General features: G+C 48.8%; 16 protein-coding genes and 1 riboswitch. Of the genes, 12 read left to right on the forward strand and 4 right to left on the reverse strand.

Annotated elements, in window-relative coordinates; all coding sequences use genetic code 11:
* Window positions 1-16 precede the first annotated feature (16 nt).
* Window positions 17-1,072 carry a TRAP transporter substrate-binding protein gene (locus GCE9029_RS06385; RefSeq protein WP_062661857.1) on the forward strand — a complete coding sequence of 352 codons (1,056 nt, stop codon included), beginning with the start codon at window positions 17-19 and terminating at the stop codon, window positions 1,070-1,072.
* Window positions 1,073-1,458: 386 nt separating this feature from the next.
* Here the strand turns inward: GCE9029_RS06385 and GCE9029_RS06390 are convergent, their stop codons facing one another.
* The 3 genes from GCE9029_RS06390 to torR all read right to left on the reverse strand — a co-directional run bounded on the left by GCE9029_RS06390 (window position 1,459) and on the right by torR (window position 3,198).
* Window positions 1,459-1,860, reverse strand: a complete 402-nt coding sequence (locus GCE9029_RS06390; protein ID WP_062661859.1) for a hypothetical protein — start codon at window positions 1,858-1,860, stop codon at window positions 1,459-1,461.
* 130 nt (window positions 1,861-1,990) lie between these two features.
* Window positions 1,991-2,461: a DUF2947 domain-containing protein gene (locus GCE9029_RS06395; protein WP_062661861.1), complete on the reverse strand. Its 471-nt coding sequence runs from the start codon at window positions 2,459-2,461 to the stop codon at window positions 1,991-1,993.
* A gap of 23 nt (window positions 2,462-2,484) precedes the next feature.
* Complete coding sequence (gene torR / locus GCE9029_RS06400) at window positions 2,485-3,198, reverse strand: two-component system response regulator TorR (protein WP_062661863.1); 714 nt, start codon at window positions 3,196-3,198, stop codon at window positions 2,485-2,487.
* Window positions 3,199-3,612: 414 nt separating this feature from the next.
* Here torR and torC point away from each other — a divergent pair, with 414 nt between their 5' ends.
* From torC to GCE9029_RS06460, 11 genes are all read left to right on the forward strand, one after another.
* Window positions 3,613-4,776 (forward strand): pentaheme c-type cytochrome TorC, encoded by a 1,164-nt coding sequence (gene torC, locus GCE9029_RS06405; RefSeq protein WP_002535133.1) that lies wholly within the window; start codon window positions 3,613-3,615, stop codon window positions 4,774-4,776.
* A 78-nt stretch (window positions 4,777-4,854) separates the two neighbouring features.
* Window positions 4,855-7,383, forward strand: a complete 2,529-nt coding sequence (torA, locus tag GCE9029_RS06410; RefSeq protein WP_062661865.1) for a trimethylamine-N-oxide reductase TorA — start codon at window positions 4,855-4,857, stop codon at window positions 7,381-7,383.
* A 94-nt stretch (window positions 7,384-7,477) separates the two neighbouring features.
* Complete coding sequence (torD, locus tag GCE9029_RS06415) at window positions 7,478-8,125, forward strand: molecular chaperone TorD (RefSeq protein WP_062661867.1); 648 nt, start codon at window positions 7,478-7,480, stop codon at window positions 8,123-8,125.
* A gap of 475 nt (window positions 8,126-8,600) precedes the next feature.
* Window positions 8,601-9,608, forward strand: coding sequence for an HTH-type transcriptional repressor PurR (purR, locus tag GCE9029_RS06420; protein ID WP_062661869.1), 1,008 nt, complete (start codon window positions 8,601-8,603; stop codon window positions 9,606-9,608).
* Window positions 9,609-9,917: 309 nt separating this feature from the next.
* Window positions 9,918-10,014, forward strand: a riboswitch (cyclic di-GMP riboswitch).
* 115 nt (window positions 10,015-10,129) lie between these two features.
* Entirely contained in the window at window positions 10,130-10,723 is a 594-nt protein-coding gene (locus tag GCE9029_RS06425; protein WP_062661871.1) for a TfoX/Sxy family DNA transformation protein, read from the forward strand.
* Window positions 10,724-11,100: 377 nt separating this feature from the next.
* The gene (locus GCE9029_RS06430) at window positions 11,101-11,442 is read left to right on the forward strand and encodes a hypothetical protein (RefSeq protein ID WP_062661873.1); all 342 of its coding nucleotides are present in this window, start codon (window positions 11,101-11,103) and stop codon (window positions 11,440-11,442) included.
* A gap of 413 nt (window positions 11,443-11,855) precedes the next feature.
* Window positions 11,856-14,033 carry a dihydrolipoyl dehydrogenase gene (gene lpdA, locus GCE9029_RS06440; RefSeq protein WP_062661877.1) on the forward strand — a complete coding sequence of 726 codons (2,178 nt, stop codon included), beginning with the start codon at window positions 11,856-11,858 and terminating at the stop codon, window positions 14,031-14,033.
* Between the two features lie 5 nt (window positions 14,034-14,038).
* Window positions 14,039-15,172: an ABC transporter substrate-binding protein gene (locus GCE9029_RS06445; protein WP_062661879.1), complete on the forward strand. Its 1,134-nt coding sequence runs from the start codon at window positions 14,039-14,041 to the stop codon at window positions 15,170-15,172.
* 50 nt (window positions 15,173-15,222) lie between these two features.
* Window positions 15,223-16,929: an ABC transporter permease gene (locus tag GCE9029_RS06450; RefSeq protein WP_062661881.1), complete on the forward strand. Its 1,707-nt coding sequence runs from the start codon at window positions 15,223-15,225 to the stop codon at window positions 16,927-16,929.
* Window positions 16,892-17,578: an ATP-binding cassette domain-containing protein gene (locus tag GCE9029_RS06455; protein WP_062661884.1), complete on the forward strand. Its 687-nt coding sequence runs from the start codon at window positions 16,892-16,894 to the stop codon at window positions 17,576-17,578. The genes GCE9029_RS06450 and GCE9029_RS06455 overlap by 38 nt, the downstream gene beginning before the upstream one ends.
* Window positions 17,571-18,191 (forward strand): CDP-alcohol phosphatidyltransferase family protein, encoded by a 621-nt coding sequence (locus GCE9029_RS06460; protein WP_062661886.1) that lies wholly within the window; start codon window positions 17,571-17,573, stop codon window positions 18,189-18,191. The genes GCE9029_RS06455 and GCE9029_RS06460 overlap by 8 nt, the downstream gene beginning before the upstream one ends.
* A gap of 72 nt (window positions 18,192-18,263) precedes the next feature.
* Here GCE9029_RS06460 and GCE9029_RS06465 read toward each other — a convergent pair whose 3' ends face one another.
* Window positions 18,264-19,373 (reverse strand): Bug family tripartite tricarboxylate transporter substrate binding protein, encoded by a 1,110-nt coding sequence (locus GCE9029_RS06465; RefSeq protein WP_062661888.1) that lies wholly within the window; start codon window positions 19,371-19,373, stop codon window positions 18,264-18,266.
* Window positions 19,374-19,452 lie beyond the last annotated feature (79 nt).

Genomic DNA, 19,452 nt, shown 5'->3' on the forward strand with positions numbered 1-19,452 from the left:
TAATAAGGACACCACTATGAGTAACAACAGACGTGATTTTCTGAAAAAGGCAGGTATTGTTGGCGCTGCAGGTTCAACCGCCATTTTAGGTGCACCAGCCGTTGTATCAGCCAAAGAAACCATTCGCTGGCGACTACAAACTTATGCAGGCCCGGCGCTCGCTGAACATGTCATCAAACCTGCTGTAGATGCGTTCAACGCCGCAGCCAATGGTGAAATGGTCATTGAGCTGTATTTCGCCGACCAGCTTGTCCCAACGGGCGAGTTGTTCCGCGCAATGCAAAAAGGCACGATTGATGCGGTGCAAAGTGATGACGACTCTATCGCCGCTCCTGTCGATATCTCGGTGTTTGGCGGCTATTTCCCCTTCGCAACCCGGTATAGTCTTGACGTTCCAGTGCTGTTTGAAGAATACGGCTTGAAAGAAATCTGGCAGGAAGCGTATGGCGAGGTCAAAGGTGTAACCTGGTTAAGTGCTGGTTCGTGGGATCCATGCCACTTTGCTACCGTCGACCCTGTCCGCAGCCTTGCCGATCTGAAAGGTAAACGCGTTTTCACCTTCCCAACAGCTGGCCGATTCCTTTCCCGTTTCGGCGTTATCCCTGTCACTCTGCCATGGGAGGATGTCGAAGTCGCCGTGCAAACTGGTGAGCTAGACGGTATTGCATGGTCAGGCATTACGGAAGACTACACTGTCGGGTGGGCAGATGTGACCAACTACTTCCTGACCAACAATATCTCCGGCGCCTGGTGTGGCTCCTTTTTCGCCAACACTGAGCGTTGGAATGCGCTGCCTGATCACTTGAAAGTGCTGTTCAATATGATGATGGATTCCTCGCACTACTACCGTCAACATTGGTACTGGGGCGGCGAAGCGAAGCTTAGAACTGGCGGAACCAAAATGCAGCTGACCACAATTCCGGACGAGGAGTGGCGTCAGGTTGAACTGGAAGCCTATAAGTTCTGGGACGAAGTGGCTGAAACCAGCCCACGGGCAAAACGTGTGGTGGAAATCTTTAAAGAATATGCAGGGGTGATGGAAAAAGCGGGTAAACCTTACCGTTATTCATAACTCGTCTGCCACGTTTGCAAAGCGGCTGAGAGAGGCCGCTTTTTTGCTGCGGCTAGAGTGAAAAAAACCAGCGTTGATAGGCCAATACCGACGCTGGTTTTCCTCGAGTTTTTACGTTGGCAGATTTAGAGTTCTGCCCTCTCATTAATTTCCTTCAGCTGATAGAACCAAATGAAAGAAATGAAAGTCTTTTGGTTCAGAATCAGTCTGTAAGTGGCGGCCTTGCATTACTGACTGATTTTGAACACAGGGGTAATTTAGTACCTGATGAATAAGAAAACTGTGAGGTCAACAAGAAAGTTTCCTTATGTTTTATAGAGATGCAGCAATTTTGCGAGCCAGATATTACTCTGGAAAGCGAGTCACATTTGTAATGAAACCGCGTTTCACGATGTGGTTGTAAAGTCTGTAGCACATTCTGCTCGGCCCAACTCGTACAGGCGTATTTCACGGATTTCGCGACGTGCTTCATTCCACTCCATGATTATCTGTGCACGGCTTTCTCCCCTGCCCATTTCACTGAACAGAAAACGGTCAACAGTGTGATTAAAAGCCTCTAAGTCCATCTTTTCCTGATAGACCACACCCATATATTTGAAAGCCTGAGATTTCTCTTTGTTACTGCCCACCACGGTAAACTGCTGCAAGGTGTCTAGCGCTGCCTCATATTCGCATTGCACTATCTGTTGTTCAGTTCCCAGCAATTTTCCGTGCACACCATAGGTAGACACATAACTACACCCTGATACCAAGCCCGTAGCCATCAAACCCAGCAGTAACTTTTTCATGAAAAATCCTTTCCAATTGAAGCGGCAACATTTTGTCATTGGTCAAAAAACTAGCAATAATCAGGCCGATAAAACAAAAAAGCCGAGGTTGAACCCCGGCTTTCTAAATCATTAAAACCATGGCATTTGTCTACGGGCGCTTACCCAGTTTTACCGTGCCATTCTGTTCGAACATTGCCACTTCTTTGCGTTTGCGGCCTATCAGCAGTGGCTTGTCATCATAGAACAAGAAGTTTTTCCAATACTTCTTGAACATTCCCCAGCGGGTTTCCACGATATTGCTTTTGTCATAACAGAAGTACACTACTGCGTTATCTTCCCATGGGAAATACGCCAATACGTCTTCTGGCAAATCGCCTTCTTCTTCCCAAGGGTGCTGCCAGTCTGACTCCTGCTCCCACACATCACGCATGATCGCCCAGTCACCTTTACCAAAGTGATCCGGCGTTGGACTTTGCTGGCTAATAAAATCGCGCCATAGCTGACCACCGCGATCTTCTGTCATCGGTTTGATATGCTCGCGGTCTTCTTCGGCAACAGGCATAGACTGGTGTGTGAAAATCCACTTACGTTTGTATTCTTCAAAGGGAATGTAATTCATAGTTCTCTCAGAATTCACGGGCGTTATCTCCCCGCGAACATGTAACCCTCGCCATGGACAGTAATGAACATTTGCGGTTTTTTTGGTTCAACTTCGATTTTGTTGCGTAAACGTCGAACTAATACATCAATGGTTCTGTCATTTGGCGCATCGACTCGATGGCTGATCAAATTCAAGATTCGCTCCCGACTTAATACCCGGTTGCGATTCGCCGTAAACGCCACCAGCATCTCATATTCTGCTTTGGTGAGTTTCACTGCGTTGTCGCCTTTACTCAGTGCGCGGCGCTCAATGTCGAATGTCCAGCCATTGAAGTTCACGATGTTATCACTTTCTTTTACTGAACTCTGCATATCAGGCTGAGTATTCGCTTTGGAAATACGCCAGAGCAAATTGCGCACTCGAACAAGAAGTTCACGTAATTCAAGCGGTTTGGTGCAGTAGTCATCTGCGCCCATCTCCAAGCCAACAATACGGTCAATACTGTCAGTTCTCGCGGTGATGAGAATAATACCGACATCGGATTTGCTGCGCAGTTGGCGCGTCAGCATTAACCCATCCTCACCAGGCAGGTTGATATCAAGCAGCACCAAATCGATGGGCAGCTCATTCATAATCTGGTGCATTTCCTTGCCGTCAGCGGCCTGACTGACGTGATATCCCTGTTTTTCGAAGTACGCGCTCACCATGGTGCGAGTCACTGCTTCATCATCTACGACCAAGATGTGATGCGTCACATTTACCCTGTTCACATATCGTCATGAGGAGGCGCACTGTACCACCTAAATTGCTAACAAACTTGATTTATCTCATGGTTATTGCAATTTTTTGTGCGCCAAATCAACCATGTTTTTTAACAATCACAAGGGTGTTTTTGCGAGATAGGCGACAATTAAGTCATTTTTGGCACATTTAGAAGCACATAAAGCCCACATTTCACGTTAACAATCGATTCTGTTCATATCTGTTCATATTTACCGCCCACCTGTTCATTTACTAGATGAACCATATTCATATCCAATCGCTACTATGCCCACCTCGAAATAACGCATCAAAAACATGTAGCTATAGTGCGCTGGCTTGCTTCCAAACACGCTACCGGAATGGGCCCAAACACTAACTACAAAAACTTTATGGGTGTATCCACTTTTATGAAAAAGCTATTGCAGAAGCTGAACAAACCAAGCGCGAAGTACTCCATCCTTGCGCTGGTTCTGATCGGTGCTGTCATCACGGTTGCCGGCGTGGTCGTGATGAACAAGTCTCTCGACTACTTCTCTCAAACCGAGTTCTGTGTGTCGTGCCACACGATGCAGCAAAACTACGAGGAATATAAACAGTCGATTCACTACAGCAACGCAAAAGGCATCCGTGCTGAATGTGTAGACTGTCACCAGCCTAAAGATTTCGTAGGCAAAATCTGGCGCAAAATGGGCGCTTATAAAGACGTTTACCACCACTTCGTAACGGGCAAGATTGATACCCCAGAGAAGTTTGAGGAACACAGACTCGAACTCGCCCAGAAAGTCTGGGATCGCATGGCTGACGAGAACTACAAGACCTGTACAACCTGTCACTCATACGAAGCGATGGATCACGACAAGCAGTCTGTTCAGGCGATGAAAGAAATGATCCCTGCTGCGAAAGAAAATATGGCGTGTATCGAATGTCACAAAGGTATTGCTCACGAACTGCCAAACATGGCGGGTGGCTTCCGTAAGACATTCGAAACCCTGACTGCTTCTGCAACCGCACCTGCTGGCGCGAAGAAACTGTTCTCTATCGAAGAGAAGAGCCTGTTTGCTACCGCTGATGCAAACGGCAAGGTTGAAGGTCAGCTACTGCCAGCTTCTGAAGTAGAAGTGGTTGGCGAAGAAGGCGACATGCTGAAAGTGCGTGTTCAAGGTTGGATCGAAACCAACGGTAAAGGCCGCGTGATGACCGAGTACATGGGTAAGCGTGTATTCAAGGCGACCGTTCGTGGTGACGTGAAAGCGACTGAGACTGTGATTTCTGAAGAAGTGGATCCAGCAACCAACATCGCTTGGAAACAAGTGGCTGTGAATGCCTACATCACCAAAGATCACCTGGTTGAAAGCATTGACCCTATCTGGGACTACGCATCAGAAATGTACGCATCTTCTTGTAACTCTTGTCACGCAGCACCGGCACCTGGCCACTTCACTGCAAACGGCTGGATTTCAAGCCTGAAAGCGATGAGTGCGTATTACCGCCTGAGCAAGACCGAAGAGCGCACCCTGCTGAAATATCTGCAGAACCACGGTAGCGATACCGGCGGTGCAGGCGCCCACTAATCGGCAAAAAGAATACTAAGCGGCAGATGCGCCCTCGTGCATCTGCCCTGATGAATTAAAAACTATAAGGACTTCTACATGGCGACTGAAAAACAACAAGGCATTTCCCGCCGTCGTTTTCTCTCTGGCATGTTAACCGCCAGTGCGGGTGTTGTGATTGGTTCCAGCCTGCTGGCACCACGCAAAGCAATGGCCGCGACTGAAGCGAAAAACACCTTCTCTGGTGAAGTTATCCACGGTTCACACTGGGGTGCATTCCGCGCGAAAGTTGAAAACGGTATCTGGGTTGACACAGTAGCGTTTGAAAACGACCCACACCCAACTTCAATGCTAAACGGTGTGCGTGAAGTGGTGTACAACCCATCTCGCGTTAAGTACCCAATGGTACGTATCGACTGGCTGAAACACGGCTGGAAATCAGACACTTCACAACGTGGTGACAACCGCTTTGTGCGTGTGCCATGGTCACAAGCGCTGGACTTCTTCCACCACGAGCTGGAGCGTGTTCAAAACGCCTATGGCCCAAGTGCGCTGTACGCAGGTCACTCTGGCTGGCAGTCATGCGGTAAGTTCAACACCGCAGGTACTATGATGCAGCGCGCTATCAGCCTGCACGGTACTTACCTGGCAAAAGTGGGCGACTACTCGACCGGTTCTGCGCAGGTTGTTCTGCCTTACGTTGCAGGCGCAATGGAAGTTTACGAGCAACAAACTTCTTGGCCTCTGGTTCTGGAAAACGCGAAAAACATCGCGATCTGGGGCTCTGACCCAATCAAGAACCTGCAAGTAGGCTGGTTGGTTCCAGACCACAGCGTTTACGGTTACTACCAGCAACTGGCTGAGAAAGTAAAAGCAGGCGAAATCAACGTCATTCATGTTGACCCGGTTAAGAACGAATCATACAAGTTCTTCGGCGGTTCTCAGGTTGCGGTTAACCCACAAACTGATGTACCTCTGATGCTGGCAATCGCGCACACGCTTTACACTGAGAAGCTGTACGACGAGCAGTTCCTTGCTGACTACACCACAGGTTTCGACAAGTTCGTTCCTTACCTGATCGGTGAAAAAGACGGCGTAGCGAAAACGCCTGAATGGGCAGCAGAAATCTGTGGCATCCCTGCTGATCAAATCCGCGAACTGGCGCGCACCATGGCAAATGGCCGCACCCAGATCATCGCTGGTTGGTGTCTGCAGCGTATGCAGCACGGCGAACAATACGCGTGGATGATCGTTGTACTAGCTGCCATGCTGGGTCAAATCGGTCTGCCAGGTGGTGGTTTCGGCTTCGGTTGGCACTACAACGACGCAGGTACTATTACTTCTGCGGGCCCACTGATGTCTGGTTTCAGCTCAGTGACTGGCGTTGATCCAATCCACAGCGGCAGCTACAACGGCTACTCAAGCTACATCCCTGTTGCACGTTTCGTTGATTGTATCGAGAACCCGGGTACGACTATCCAGTTCAACGGCCACAGCGTGAAATTCCCGCACATGAAGATGGCTATCTTCTGTGGTAACAACCCATTCCACCACCACCAGGATCGTAACCGCATGATCAAAGCGTGGCGTAACCTGGAAACGGTTGTCAGCGTTGAGCATCAGTGGACAGCGACTTGCCGCTTTGCAGACATCGTTCTGCCAGCGACCACCACTTACGAGCGTAACGACATCGAGCAGTTCGGTAACCACTCGAACAAGGGCATCATCGCGATGAAACAAATCGTCGAGCCAATGTTCGAGGCGAAAGACGATTTCGATATCTTCCGTGAGCTGTGTACCCGTTACGGTCGTGAAGAAGCCTTCACCGGCGGCAAGACCAAGATGGAGTGGATTGAAGAGATCTACAACGGTGCGCGTCTGCAAGGTCGTGGTATCGGCGTTCGCATGCCTAACTTCGTTAAATTCTGGGAAGAAGAGCAATTCATCGCATTCCCAGAAGGTTCAGAGTGGGTTCGTCACGCAGCGTTCCGTAAAGAACCGGATCTGGAGCCACTAGGCACCGCGTCTGGTCTGATCGAGATCTACTGTAAGACTATCGCTGACATGGGTTACGACGACTGTCAGGGTCACCCAATGTGGTTCGAAAAAGTAGAACGTAGCCACGGTGGTCCTAAGTCCAAGCAGTACCCTATCCACCTGCAAAGCTGTCACCCGAACCACCGTCTGCACTCGCAGCTGTGTTCGTCTGACGACCACCGCGGCACTTACGCGGTAGCAGGTCGCGAGCCTTGCTACATTAGCACTGCTGACGCGAAGGCACGTGGTATTAAGTCTGGCGACATCGTGCGCGTGTTCAACGACCGTGGTCAGGTACTGGCTGGTGCAGTGGTAACTGACGATTACATGTCTGGCGTATGTCGTATCCATGAAGGTGCATGGTATGCGCCGCTGGAAGGTGGCAAACCAGGTACTTTGTGTACTTACGGCGATCCAAACGTGCTGACCGTTGATATCGGCACCTCTAAGCTGGCTCAGGCAACCTCAGCGCACACCGCACTGGTTGAAATTGAGAAATATACTGGCAAAGTACCAGCAGTGACTGGCTTCAGCGGCCCTATCGCCGTTGACGACGTTAACCCACTGTTCCCAGCGATGGATATCGCATAAGAGACAGTGTGAAGAAAAAGGGCAGCTTGGCTGCCCTTTTTTACTCTAAGCTGGTTAGAATTAACGAAAAACATCCCTCACTTACGGAATGACAATGCAAGAATTTATCGCCATCAACGAGCAACGCGCTGAATTTTACTGGTGGATGTCTTCACTCTTCGCGACGGAGTTGACCCAGCAAGATCTGGACAACTATCACGGCGGCGACATGGATAACTATTACTCCGTGTTGGCGATGACTGACGAATTGAAAACCCCGATTGCCGAACTACGTGACGCTTTGGCGAAACTGAAAGTCAGAGAAGATGCGCAGCTTGAATTGGCGGCAGATTTCTGTGGCTTGTTCCTTAGCACACCTAAGTCAGGCGCCCTGCCTTATGCCTCCATGTACATTGGCGAAACCGGTTTATTGAACGACAAGCCTGCGGTTGAAATGGGCCAGTGGATGGATAAATACGGCATTGCACAGCGCAAAGATTTCAATGAACCGTTCGACCACTTGGCGGTAGAGCTCGACTTTATGGGCAATCTGGTGATCCTCGCGAACAAAGAAACTGACGAGGAAAAGCAGGAAGCGATGATGCAAGAGCAGCAACGTTTTCTGGAAACCATGATGCTGCCTTGGATTGAGCAGTTCCAGCAAACCGTGTATCAGTTCGACAAGTTCGGTTTCTATAAAGCGGCAGCAAATCTGCTGGTGTCCTTTATCAAACTGGATAGAGCCTTCCTGAAAGGCGAATAGTCGCAAGCACACTGTTATAAAGCCGGGCTTGTTCCCGGCTTTTTTGTTTCTAGCCGTTCAAAATTACCAAGCTGGCGCTCAGTTAGCTGAAACTGAAAGTACGCACTATGTGGTTAGCATGATGCGCATCAACCTTATGCACGTCTCTAAGACACAATAATTGCGGCGTAGGACCATTGACATTAAACTGTGAACGCAAGCGATTGGCATTGAGAATTTTCTGAAATCTTGCAACAAACTCATGTAAGTGCCTCGCGCGTTTCTTCTCCTCTGCGTCAATAACGCTCAGACTATTTGGGCATTGCGTCTGATTACGCGTCAGTAAGAGAAAGAAAGCACACATAATTTGAACGAACCTGATACGCCGCTTATACCGTCGGATTGAATCGAAAACATTCAGTTCGGTTAAGCGGCGTAAACTTGTGCAGTCCGATATGACAGAGGCTGCCAATGAAAACGATAAGAAGATTACCGAATGGCAACAATTAAAGACGTCGCTCGACTCGCGGGTGTCTCTACAACAACAGTTTCGCACGTGATCAACAAGACACGTTTTGTTGCAGAGAACACGACAAAGAAAGTATGGGCAGCAGTCGATGAACTGAATTACGCACCAAGCGCAGTGGCTAGAAGCTTGAAGTGCAACTCCACCCGCACCATTGGCATGCTTGTCACCAAATCAACCAACCCTTTCTTCGCGGAAGTGGTGCATGGTGTAGAAGAGTACTGCTACAAAGAAGGCTACACACTTATCCTGTGCAATACCGAAGGTAATCTCTCCAAGCAGCGCGATTATCTGCGCATGCTGGCGGAAAAGCGCGTGGATGGCCTGCTTGTCATGTGTTCTGATCTGAACGAAGAACTGCTTTCTCTGCTTGAGAAGAAGCAGGATCTGCCAATGGTAGTCATGGACTGGGGTACGCAGCACATTAACACTGACTGCATTCAGGACAACGCCGAGCTTGGCGGCTACATTGCCACTAAACACTTTATTGAAAACGGTCACACCAAAATCGGTTGTATCTCAGGTCAAATGGACAAGCTTACCTGTAGAGAGCGTTTGGACGGTTTCCGCAAAGCGTTGGAAGAAGCAGGATTAACTTACAACCCTGATTGGATTGTAGAAGCAGATTTCGAATGTGACTCTGCTGTAGAAGCCGCTAACAAACTCGTTGCGCTTGAAGACCGCCCGACTGCTGTTTTCTGCTTTAACGACATTATGGCGCTGGCTGCGATCAGCACCTTCCGTCAGGCTGGTTTGGATGTGCCGAATGACATTTCAATCATCGGTTATGACAACATCGATTTGGCAGGCTTTTTCTCGCCGCCGTTAACCACAATTCACCAGCCTAAGAACCGTTTGGGTAAAACGGCCATTAAGCTCTTGATGGAGCGTCTGGCGAACAAAGAAAATCAACAACAGATTTTTGAAATGCAACCTGAGTTGATCGTGCGACGCTCTGTAAAGAAACTTAACAGTTAACACCTCAAAACTGCCGCTATTTACACCAAAAAGCCTGAGCGTCGCGCTCAGGCTTTTCTATTACTGACAAGTTTAATAGATAAATTGATCTTATTGTTGCGACGAACCTCAAAATCAATAAAATGCCCAGATTTCTAGTGCTACCCTTATTTCATATTGTAAAAGGGGTGCGATGGTCGAAATTTCTTCAATAACAAAGGGAACGGAATAATTACAAAGGCATCAATAGAGCTCGTTCTGAACTAAGATCACACTTTGTTAGACTAGCAATAACGACAAAATGACGCGATTCGGTTAAGCTAAATCTCGTCAAGAAAAAGGCAAACCACGGCGAAAGCCTGGGACGCAAAGCTTCCGGCCTCACACCACCGAGAATTTCTCTGGTGTTGGTAGCGGAGCTACCGATGACGTTAGCATTTCACAATCCGGTTCTCCCGGTACGTTGACAATTCTCTGAATTAGCTTTGCTACGTTACTCCTTGACCATTCATCCAGGAACGTATTGATTGAGAATAAGTCACATGGATAAACCTACTCTAAAAAACACACTGAAGTTCTTCGAATGTCTGGGCAAAATGAAATCCCGCTCAATGTTTGGCGGTTTCGGTGTATTTTGCGATGAGACGATGTTTGCGCTCGTCGTCAATGACCAGCTTCATCTTCGCGCTGGCACAGCCAATGAAACTGAATTCAAAGCGCTTAGCATGGAACCTTACGTCTACAAAAAGCGTGGATTCCCTGTTGTCACTAAATATTATGCAGTACCGCAAGAATGGTGGGACCAATCAGATCTTCTGATGGACCATGCGGTTAAGGCATTGGCCATTGCAAGGGAAGACCAGCAAGAAAAGAAGACTGCTGCGCCTTCACGTATCAAAGATCTTCCAAACCTTCGCCTTGCGACGGAACGTATGCTGAAAAAAGCTGGCATCGAATCCGTCGAGGAGTTGCAGCGTGCAGGCGCGGTCGGTGCTTACCAAGCATTGCAAAAATCACACAATGATACCCTTAGCCTAGAGCTGCTCTGGGCACTTGAAGGAGCCATTGAAGGAAAGCACTGGTCGGTGATTACGCCGCAGCGAAGAAACGAGCTACTCGAAACTCTTCGCCAATAATCGCCAAATTGACGCCTCAAACAGCCAATGTGCCCTTCACCGCCATTGGCTGTTTTGTTATCTAGCAATGTCTTGAAGATACTCCGTACCGTATAAAGCCACGAAAAAGCAATTAACTCTCTCTTTGACACGCTTTCTTGACCGAAATAATGGAAAGTAACATCATGAACCATTGCTTACGGCAGAAGGGGTTGTCGCAGAAAAGTCGTAAAAAAGTCGAGATTTTGTCTTTGAGGCTATCAACCTATTCAAAGGCACTACAAAACAATATTTGTGACACATATCACACATATGAGACATATCAGCGCCTGTCGGTTATCAGTGCATCCAAATCTGAACTATGCCAAAAGAGAAGATAGACAAATGGCAATAGAGAAATGCACTACACAAAGCCGTTTCCTGATCAGATTGATAGAATTTTCCGCGACCATTTCAGAAAGTGGCCGCGCAGATTCAAGTGGACGGTTTTTTTCTGTTTCTTCTTCCCTGCTGTTTCATACGCAGCCAACACACATGGCACCGTCGACCCTTCGTTTCTTACTATCATTGTTATCCTTTTCTGCGGCATCAATGCACTGGTAGTGATTTGGGGACTGAAGCTAAACAGCTTCGCGCAGCGTTGCTACTGGCACCGTAACTACCACATTGGTGGCGCAACAACGCTGGCACTCATCCCTCTTGGCATTTTGGTACTTCAATACACCAAATACTGTCTATGAATCCAACCTGTAGTTCTTCATTAACACATCCAGACTCTATTCAATCCCGTATACTCCCATTCTTATCAGACAGTTAACCCTCTCTCGGCAGGCTTTCATATACATGTTTGAACATATAGCATCGAAAAATTTGAAGAAGTTTGTAATTTTTCCCAAATCCCCTCGGTCATATCCAGCAAGCAAAATTAGGAAAAGCGCGCAACTCCACGTATTGCTTTCGTCAAACTGAGACGTAATGACTTCCTCGGTCACAGTTTTGACAATAAACCTGTTTAACTCTTTGGTAATGAAGTGTATTCCGCTCAGACAAAAGGAAACTTTTGCCATAGTTAGTGTTGTGCAAAATCACTTGCAGTTATCCCGTTTTCGAGTGAACAGACTCGTGGAACAACGTCATCAGAAAAGGATCAGAAATGAACACAAAGAAGTTAGCTGTTCTTGCTGTCATCGCAGCCATATTCATTGCGTGGTTCGCATTAGACTTAGGCGCACTGTTTACGCTTGAAAACGCCAAAGCACAGCACGAAGCGTTGAAAGACACCATTGCGAGTAATTTTGTTACCGCAAGCATTGTATATTTTGTTGTCTATATCACCATGACCGCGCTCTCGCTGCCCGGAGCCGCCATTGCTACCCTACTTGGCGCAGCGCTATTTGGATTTTGGTGGGCACTGCTTCTGGTTTCATTTGCCAGCTCCATTGGCGCAACGCTTGCGTTCTTGGTCAGCCGCTTCCTGCTCAAAGATTCTGTGCAAAGCAAATTTGGCGATCGCCTTGCCACGATTAACCAAGGTGTAGAGAAAGATGGACCGTTTTACCTTCTGACACTGCGTCTAATCCCTGTATTTCCGTTCTTCCTGATTAACCTGCTGATGGGCTTAACGCCAATCCGCACTGCGACTTTCTATATTGTTAGCCAAATCGGCATGCTGCCGGGTACTGCGGTTTACATCAATGCTGGTACCCAGTTAGCACAAATCGATTCGCTGAGCGGCATCGTTTCTCCAGGTGTATTGTTGTCACTGGTTCTGTTGGGTGTGTTCCCAATCATCGCGAAGATGATCATGAACGTGATTCAAAAGCGCCGCGTGTACGCAAAATGGCAAAAGCCAACCACTTTTGACCGTAACCTGATTGCGATTGGTGCGGGTGCCGGTGGTTTAGTGACCACCTACATTGGTGCAGCGGTAAAAGCCAAAGTAACCCTGATTGAAAAGCACAAAATGGGTGGTGACTGTCTGAATACTGGCTGTGTGCCATCAAAAGCCTTGATTCGTGCAGGTCATGCCGTGCATGAAATCAAACGCTCGCAAGAGTTTGGTGTGAACGTTGGCGAACCTACCGTGGATTTCCAACAGGTAATGGGCCGCGTACACAAAGTCATTGCAGACATTGAGCCGCACGATTCTGTCGAGCGTTACACGAAGCTTGGCGTGGAATGTATCGAAGGCGAAGCGAAAATCCTCTCTCCTTGGGAAGTAGAAGTGAATGGTCAACGCCTGACTACTCGCAACATTGTTATCGCAACCGGTGCGCGTCCTTTGGTTCCAGGTATTCCTGGCCTACAGGAAGTGAGCTACCTAACCTCAGACAACGTCTGGGAGCTTCAGGAGCAGCCTAAGAAGCTATTAGTACTGGGTGGTGGCCCAATCGGTAGCGAATTGGCACAGAGCTTCTCTCGTCTCGGTACAGACGTTACCTTGGTGGAAATGGCAGACCAACTGCTGATCCGTGAAGATGCCGACGCTGCTGAGCTGGTCGTAAAAGGCCTGAAAGAAGATGGCGTAAACATTCTACTTGGCCACAAAGCCACACGTTTTGAAAAAGACGGCGACGTTCAACGTGCTTACCTTGAGCACAATGGCGAAGAAGTTGTTATTGAGTTTGACTATGTGATGCTGGCGCTCGGTCGCGTCGCTAACACCAAAGGCTTTGGCCTCGAGGACATCGGCGTTGAGCTCACAGAGCGCGGCACAGTCAAAGTGAACGAGTATCTGCAAACAAACTACCCTAACATCTTTGCAGTGGGTGATGTGGCAGGTCCTTTCCAGCTGACCCACGCTGCAGGCCATCAGGCTTGGTATGCCGCAGTGAATGCGCTGTTTGGTGACTTCAAGAAATTCAAAGCAGATTACTCAGTGATGCCAGCAGCGACTTATACTGCACCGGAAGTCGCTCGCGTCGGTATCAACGAGAAAGAAGCGATTGCACAAGGTATCGAGTACGAAGTCGCACACTACGGCATCGACGACTTGGATCGTGCGATTGCAGATGGTGAAGATCACGGCTTTATCAAAGTCATCACACCGAAAGGCAAAGACAAGATTCTGGGTGCAACCATTGTGGGTTCACATGCTGGCGACTTGCTCGCAGAATTCACCCTAGCAATGCGTCACGGCCTTGGATTAAACAAGATCCTCGGTACAGTGCACCCTTACCCAACCATGAGTGAAGCCACCAAATACACTGCCGGTGTTTGGAAGCAGAACAATGCTCCTCAAGGATTGTTGGCTTGGGTAGAGAAGTTCCACACCTGGATGCGTAACGAATCCAGTGCAAACAAATCTCAAACAATGATTAAGGAAGATTGATCACCATGAATTTGAAATCCATTGTCGCTGCCTGCGCCCTCGCCTTCACTTCAGCCGCTTCGGCGGCTGATCTCTCCAACTGGGAGCAAATTGAGGAAAGTGCACAAGGGCAAACGGTCTACTTCAACGCCTGGGGCGGTAGCCAGGAAATCAATGCCTACTTGCGATGGGCGGGTGACGAACTAAAAGATCGTTACGGCGTCACGCTTCAACACGTTAAAGTGTCTGACATTGCAGAGACCGTTAACCGTTTGGTTGCTGAAAAAGCCGCAGGCAAGAATGAAGGCGGCAGCGTAGACATGGTTTGGATTAATGGTGAAAACTTTAAATCAATGAAATCAAACGGCCTGTTGTTTGGGCCTTTTGTTGAAAGCCTACCTAGCTGGTCGATTGTTGATAAATCCCTACCAGTCAAAGAGGACTTTACCGAGCCAACAAATGGTTTAGAAGCTCCTTGGGGTGTCGGCCAGTTAGTTTTCATCCACGATGAAAAGACGCTGGCAAATCCACCAGCCTCTTTCAACGAGATGCTGAGTCTAGCCAAAGCGTTTCCGGGAAAAATCACCTACCCGAAACCACCGGCTTTCCACGGCACCAGCTTCCTGAAAGCAGCATTGCTGGAATTGAGCATGGATACTGCCCCACTCTACAAGCCGGCTGATCAAGCAGATTTCAATGCGGTGACAGCGCCACTTTGGAAGTACCTGGATGAATTGCACGCCGTAGCTTGGCGTCAAGGTAAACAATTCCCAGCAGCTAGCGCGGAAACCATGCAGTTGTTGGATGATGGAGAGTTGCTGCTTGCCATCACATTTAACCCCAATGCTGCTGAAACTGCAGTGAAAAACGGTACACTTGCGCCTTCCACAAAAGCCTTCGCGTTTGATAAAGGTGCATTGTCCAACATTCACTTTATGGGCATTCCTTGGAACGCCAATGCAAAAGAAGGCGCACTCGTCGCAGTTAACTTCCTGATGAGTGAAGAAGCGCAGGCTCGCAAAGCAAACAGCGATTATTGGGGTGACCCAGCGGTCGTGAAACTGACGGGCAGTAAGCCATTGTTCAAGTCACAGCCCGAGCCACATCCAAGCTGGCAAGGTGCGCTCGAGCAGGAATGGCTCAAGCGCTATGGTCAATAATTAGAGTAAAATGTTGAAGCGATAAGCGCTTCAAGTGAAATGAGGTAAACATGTTACGCCTGCTGTATTTGATGACATTAGTCGTGTGCTGTTTACCTCTCCTTCCCGGACTTGGCGGCGTATTACTTTCTGCCGTCAGTTATCTTCCCGTTCTTGGACTAAGTGAACCCAGCCTTGATGGTTGGCGCGCAATGCAAGACTGGCCTGGCACCAACAAAGCTATTCAACTAACTCTTTTCACCGGTATTGCCGCCTCTTTCTTTGCCGTACTGTTTACGTTTCTTATTCTTCAATCCTGTTGGGGGACCCGATTCTGGAAGCGCATCGAACAGTGGCTTTCACCTTTGCTGGCGATGCCTCACGTTGCCTTTGCGATCGGCTTTGCCCTTACCTTTGCCCCATCAGGCTGGTTATTCCGTTTTATCGCGCTGTTTACCGGACAAGAACAGCCCTATCACTGGTCGCTGGTTCAGGACAGTAGCGGTATTGGATTAATTTTGGCACTGGCTGTGAAGGAAACCCCTTTCCTTCTGCTGATGAGCCTTTCTGTGCTGAAACAAATGCAGGTAGACCGCTTACTCGCAGCCTCACAAAGCCTCGGATACAACCGCACAGCGGCATGGTTGAAAGTTGTGTTCCCACAATGGCTGCCGAAGATGCGCTTCCCAATTTATGCCGTGTTGGCTTACGGATTATCCGTCGTTGACGTGGCGATGATTTTGGGCCCGACTTCGCCAACCACCTTTGCCGTATTGGTGTGGCAATGGTTTAACGACCCTGACTTGTCGATGTTGCCACGTGCAGCAGCGGGGGCTATTTCGTTATTCGTCCTCTGTTTCGGCACACTGCTTTTATATCGCCTGTTCGAATATGTACTGATTAACGTTTGGCAGAACTGGCAATTCAGCGGAAGCAAAACCTATTCACTGCCGGGGCGACATCTATTTAAGTTCATCGCTCTTTTGCCTTTTATGATGATTCCCCTGCTGCTGGTTTGGTCGTTCGCTCTCCGCTGGCGCTTTCCAGAGATTTGGCCAACACGCACCAGTACCCGTTTTTGGGAGCAGGAATCCAGTCATCTGATTGAGCTGGCGACCAACAGCCTGATTCTTGGCCTGATATCCGCGACGGTTGCGTTGATATTTGCCGTCGGCTGTCTGGAGTATCGCGACAAGTACCACAAATCACTGCCGCAGTTGGTGATTGCTGTGCCAATGCTTATCCCACAGTTATCGATTCTGTTCGGTATTCAGGTCGCGATATACATGTTACCGGGGCAATGGCACGTCCCTGCTACCATCTGGGCACATATTCTGTTTGCCTTCCCTTATGTTTATCTCGCGTTGGATGGGCCTTGGAAATCTTTCGATCAACGCCTTACCCAAACCGCGCGCAGCTTGGGACACAGTCCGTTTAAAGCCTGGTGGCAGGTGAAACTGCCTATTGTCATTCCCGCTATTTTACTAGCTTGGGCTGTTGGTCTGAGTGTCAGTTTTGCTCAATATCTGCCTACCCAACTTCTGGGCGCGGGACGTATCACCACACTAACTACAGAAGCGGTCAGTCTTGCCAGCGGTCAGGATAGACGTATCAGCGCCGTGTATGGTTTGATTCAAGCCTTTCTGCCGCTTGTTTTCTTTGCCCTTTCGCTTGCTGCGAGCCGATTAGCTGACCCACGTCGTCGCCTCGCCCGACATGATGAATCCAGAGAGTCTGTGAATGAGTTTGTCCGTACAAAACCTGACTATAAAATCTAATCAAGCCACTTTGGTGACTGGCATGTCTTTCCTTGTCGAAAATGGGAATGTACTGTCCATCATGGGACCAAGTGGTTGTGGTAAATCCACCTTACTCAGCGCAGTTGCTGGACACCTCTCCCCAGAATTTGATTGCGAAGGCGATATTCTGGTTAACGGCCAAAACATCCAATCGCTCCCTGCTGAGAAGCGGGCAGTTGGGATTCTGTTTCAAGATGATTTGCTCTTCCCACACCTCAATGTGTGGCAAAACCTCGCGTTTGGGCTGCCTGACACGATGAGTGCTGCCGAGAAAAAAGAACGAGCATTGGCAACGTTGCAAGAAATAGAACTCGCGGATATCGCTTTTAAAGCGCCAGACCAAATCTCCGGAGGTCAGCGTGCACGCATAAGCTTAATGCGTACCCTGCTCTCTCACCCCAAAGTCATCTTGCTGGATGAGCCTTTTAGCAAGCTGGATAAGCCACTTCGAAAGTCATTCCGTGCATTTGTGTTCAAGCAAATCAAAAATCGCAACATTGCGGCGGTGATGGTGACGCATGATGAGGATGACGTACCCATGGAGAGTACCTTGCTGCATTGGCCAAACAAAGAAAGGGAAACGACCTCGAAAGTGGGTTTTATGAATACGGAGCAGAACAATGCTTGATCGCTATTCCATCGCCGTCATCCGTTGGCCTTTAAAACAGGCCGCCAAGATCCCTGACAAAATCGGCCTCACTGCCAACCAAGTCACGGTGAGTGGCTTTCTGATTGGCTTGCTAGCGCTACCTGCGATTGCTTACGAATATTACTGGCTCGGTTTGCTGTTTATCGCCTTGAACCGCATTTTTGACGGGTTAGATGGCGCATTAGCGCGCCGACAAGGGATTACCGATGCCGGTGGATTTCTGGATATCACGTTGGATTTCCTTTTCTATTCGATGATCCCGTTTGCTTTTGCGTTGGCAAATCCCGAACAAAACGCCGTTGCTGCGACGTTCCTTGTTTTTTCATTTATGGGGACAGGCTCCAGCTTCCTCGCATTTGCCATCATGGCGAGTAAACGAAATATCGAAAACCCCGTCTATCAAAGCAAATCGCTTTACTATATTGGCGGTTTAACCGAGGGAACAGAGACCATCGTCTGTTTTGTCCTGTTCTGTTTGTTCCCGGGTTACTTTGCAGAAATCGCCTGGACGTTTGGCGCTCTATGCTGGATTACCACAGCAACGCGCATTTGGGCGGGTTATCAAACCTTAAAAGAAGGCCCAGCTCCTTAGTTTGAAAAAGGCAATCACCGAAAACAGACATGGCCCCAACGTGGGGCCATTTTTCTTTTCAAACTCGATAAGTTAAAAGCTAACGTTGTACTTGGTGGTTAGCCAGTTACGCACCCACTCTCGGTCAGCGTCTGAGATATCCAGCGCGGCATTGAAGGCTTTCACCGCATTCTCACCCACTGCCTGAGGGTACATACCCAGAATTTGTGGAGAGCGTGATTTGAATTCTTCTGACGCTACGGTTTCAGCAACAGCAGCTGTCCACGCATCAATCACATCTTGTGACGTACCTTTTGGCAGGAAGATACCTTTCTGAGCCGCAAAGCCAGCCACAAAGAAGGATTTCCACACATTAAATTCGGTGCCTTCCGGCTTCTTACCATTCAGCATTTCATACACTTCCGCGAAATGCGGCAGGTCTGGGAAAGTAGGATCGCGTTGCAGCTCGCCGTTCGCGTCAAGTACACCCCAGGTCATGATAGGAATGGCTTTGCCTTCATCAACCAGCGGAGTCACTTTCTTGAGGAACGCAGAACTGGTTTGATAATCCACGTTAACTTCGCCACGCTCAAAAGCCAATCGGCCTGCGCCACGGCCTTTCATGCCGAAAACAGCCTGAACAGGGATATCCAGAATGTCCAAGGCGAGCAGTGGCACCAAATCCAGCGAGGTTGCGCCCTGACTTGCGTATTTCAAATCGGCATCACGAAGTTTCAGTAAATCTGCTGCTGAATTTACGCCAAGATCTTTGCTCACGTAGAACACGCCGCCGGTTGGCGAGGCTAAAACTGGTGTCCAATCTTTGTATTCGTAACGAACACGCTTGTCACCGAGAAGGTAAGGGAACTGCGTCGAACCGGAAGTTCCGAGCACATTCAAACCATTTTTCTTGGCTCTACGCTGGAATTGGTTTGCCCCTTTAGTTGAGCCACCACCCGGCACGTTTTTCACTACCACGGGAGGTTCGCCGGGTAAATGCTGCGAAAGCATCGGCGCATAGAATCTCGCCCATGTGTCAGAACCACCACCCTCTTTAAACGGAATAATCCATTCAACTCGCTCACCGGAAAAATCCGCTGCACTCACAGAAAAGGTTGTCGCTGATGCAACAGCTATCCCTAACCCGACGACTGCTTTTCGTACGATATTACTTAGTGAAAACTGTTTTGTTTGCTTACTCATGTTCCAGCCTCTTGTGCCATCGTTGATTGTTGCCGCTCCCTTGGCAATCTGTGGTGCTTTCTTAAACGCTGATTTAATG

The sequence above is a fragment of the Grimontia celer genome (genome assembly GCF_900055185.1).
In the GTDB taxonomy this organism is placed as follows: Bacteria; Pseudomonadota; Gammaproteobacteria; order Enterobacterales; family Vibrionaceae; genus Enterovibrio; species Enterovibrio celer.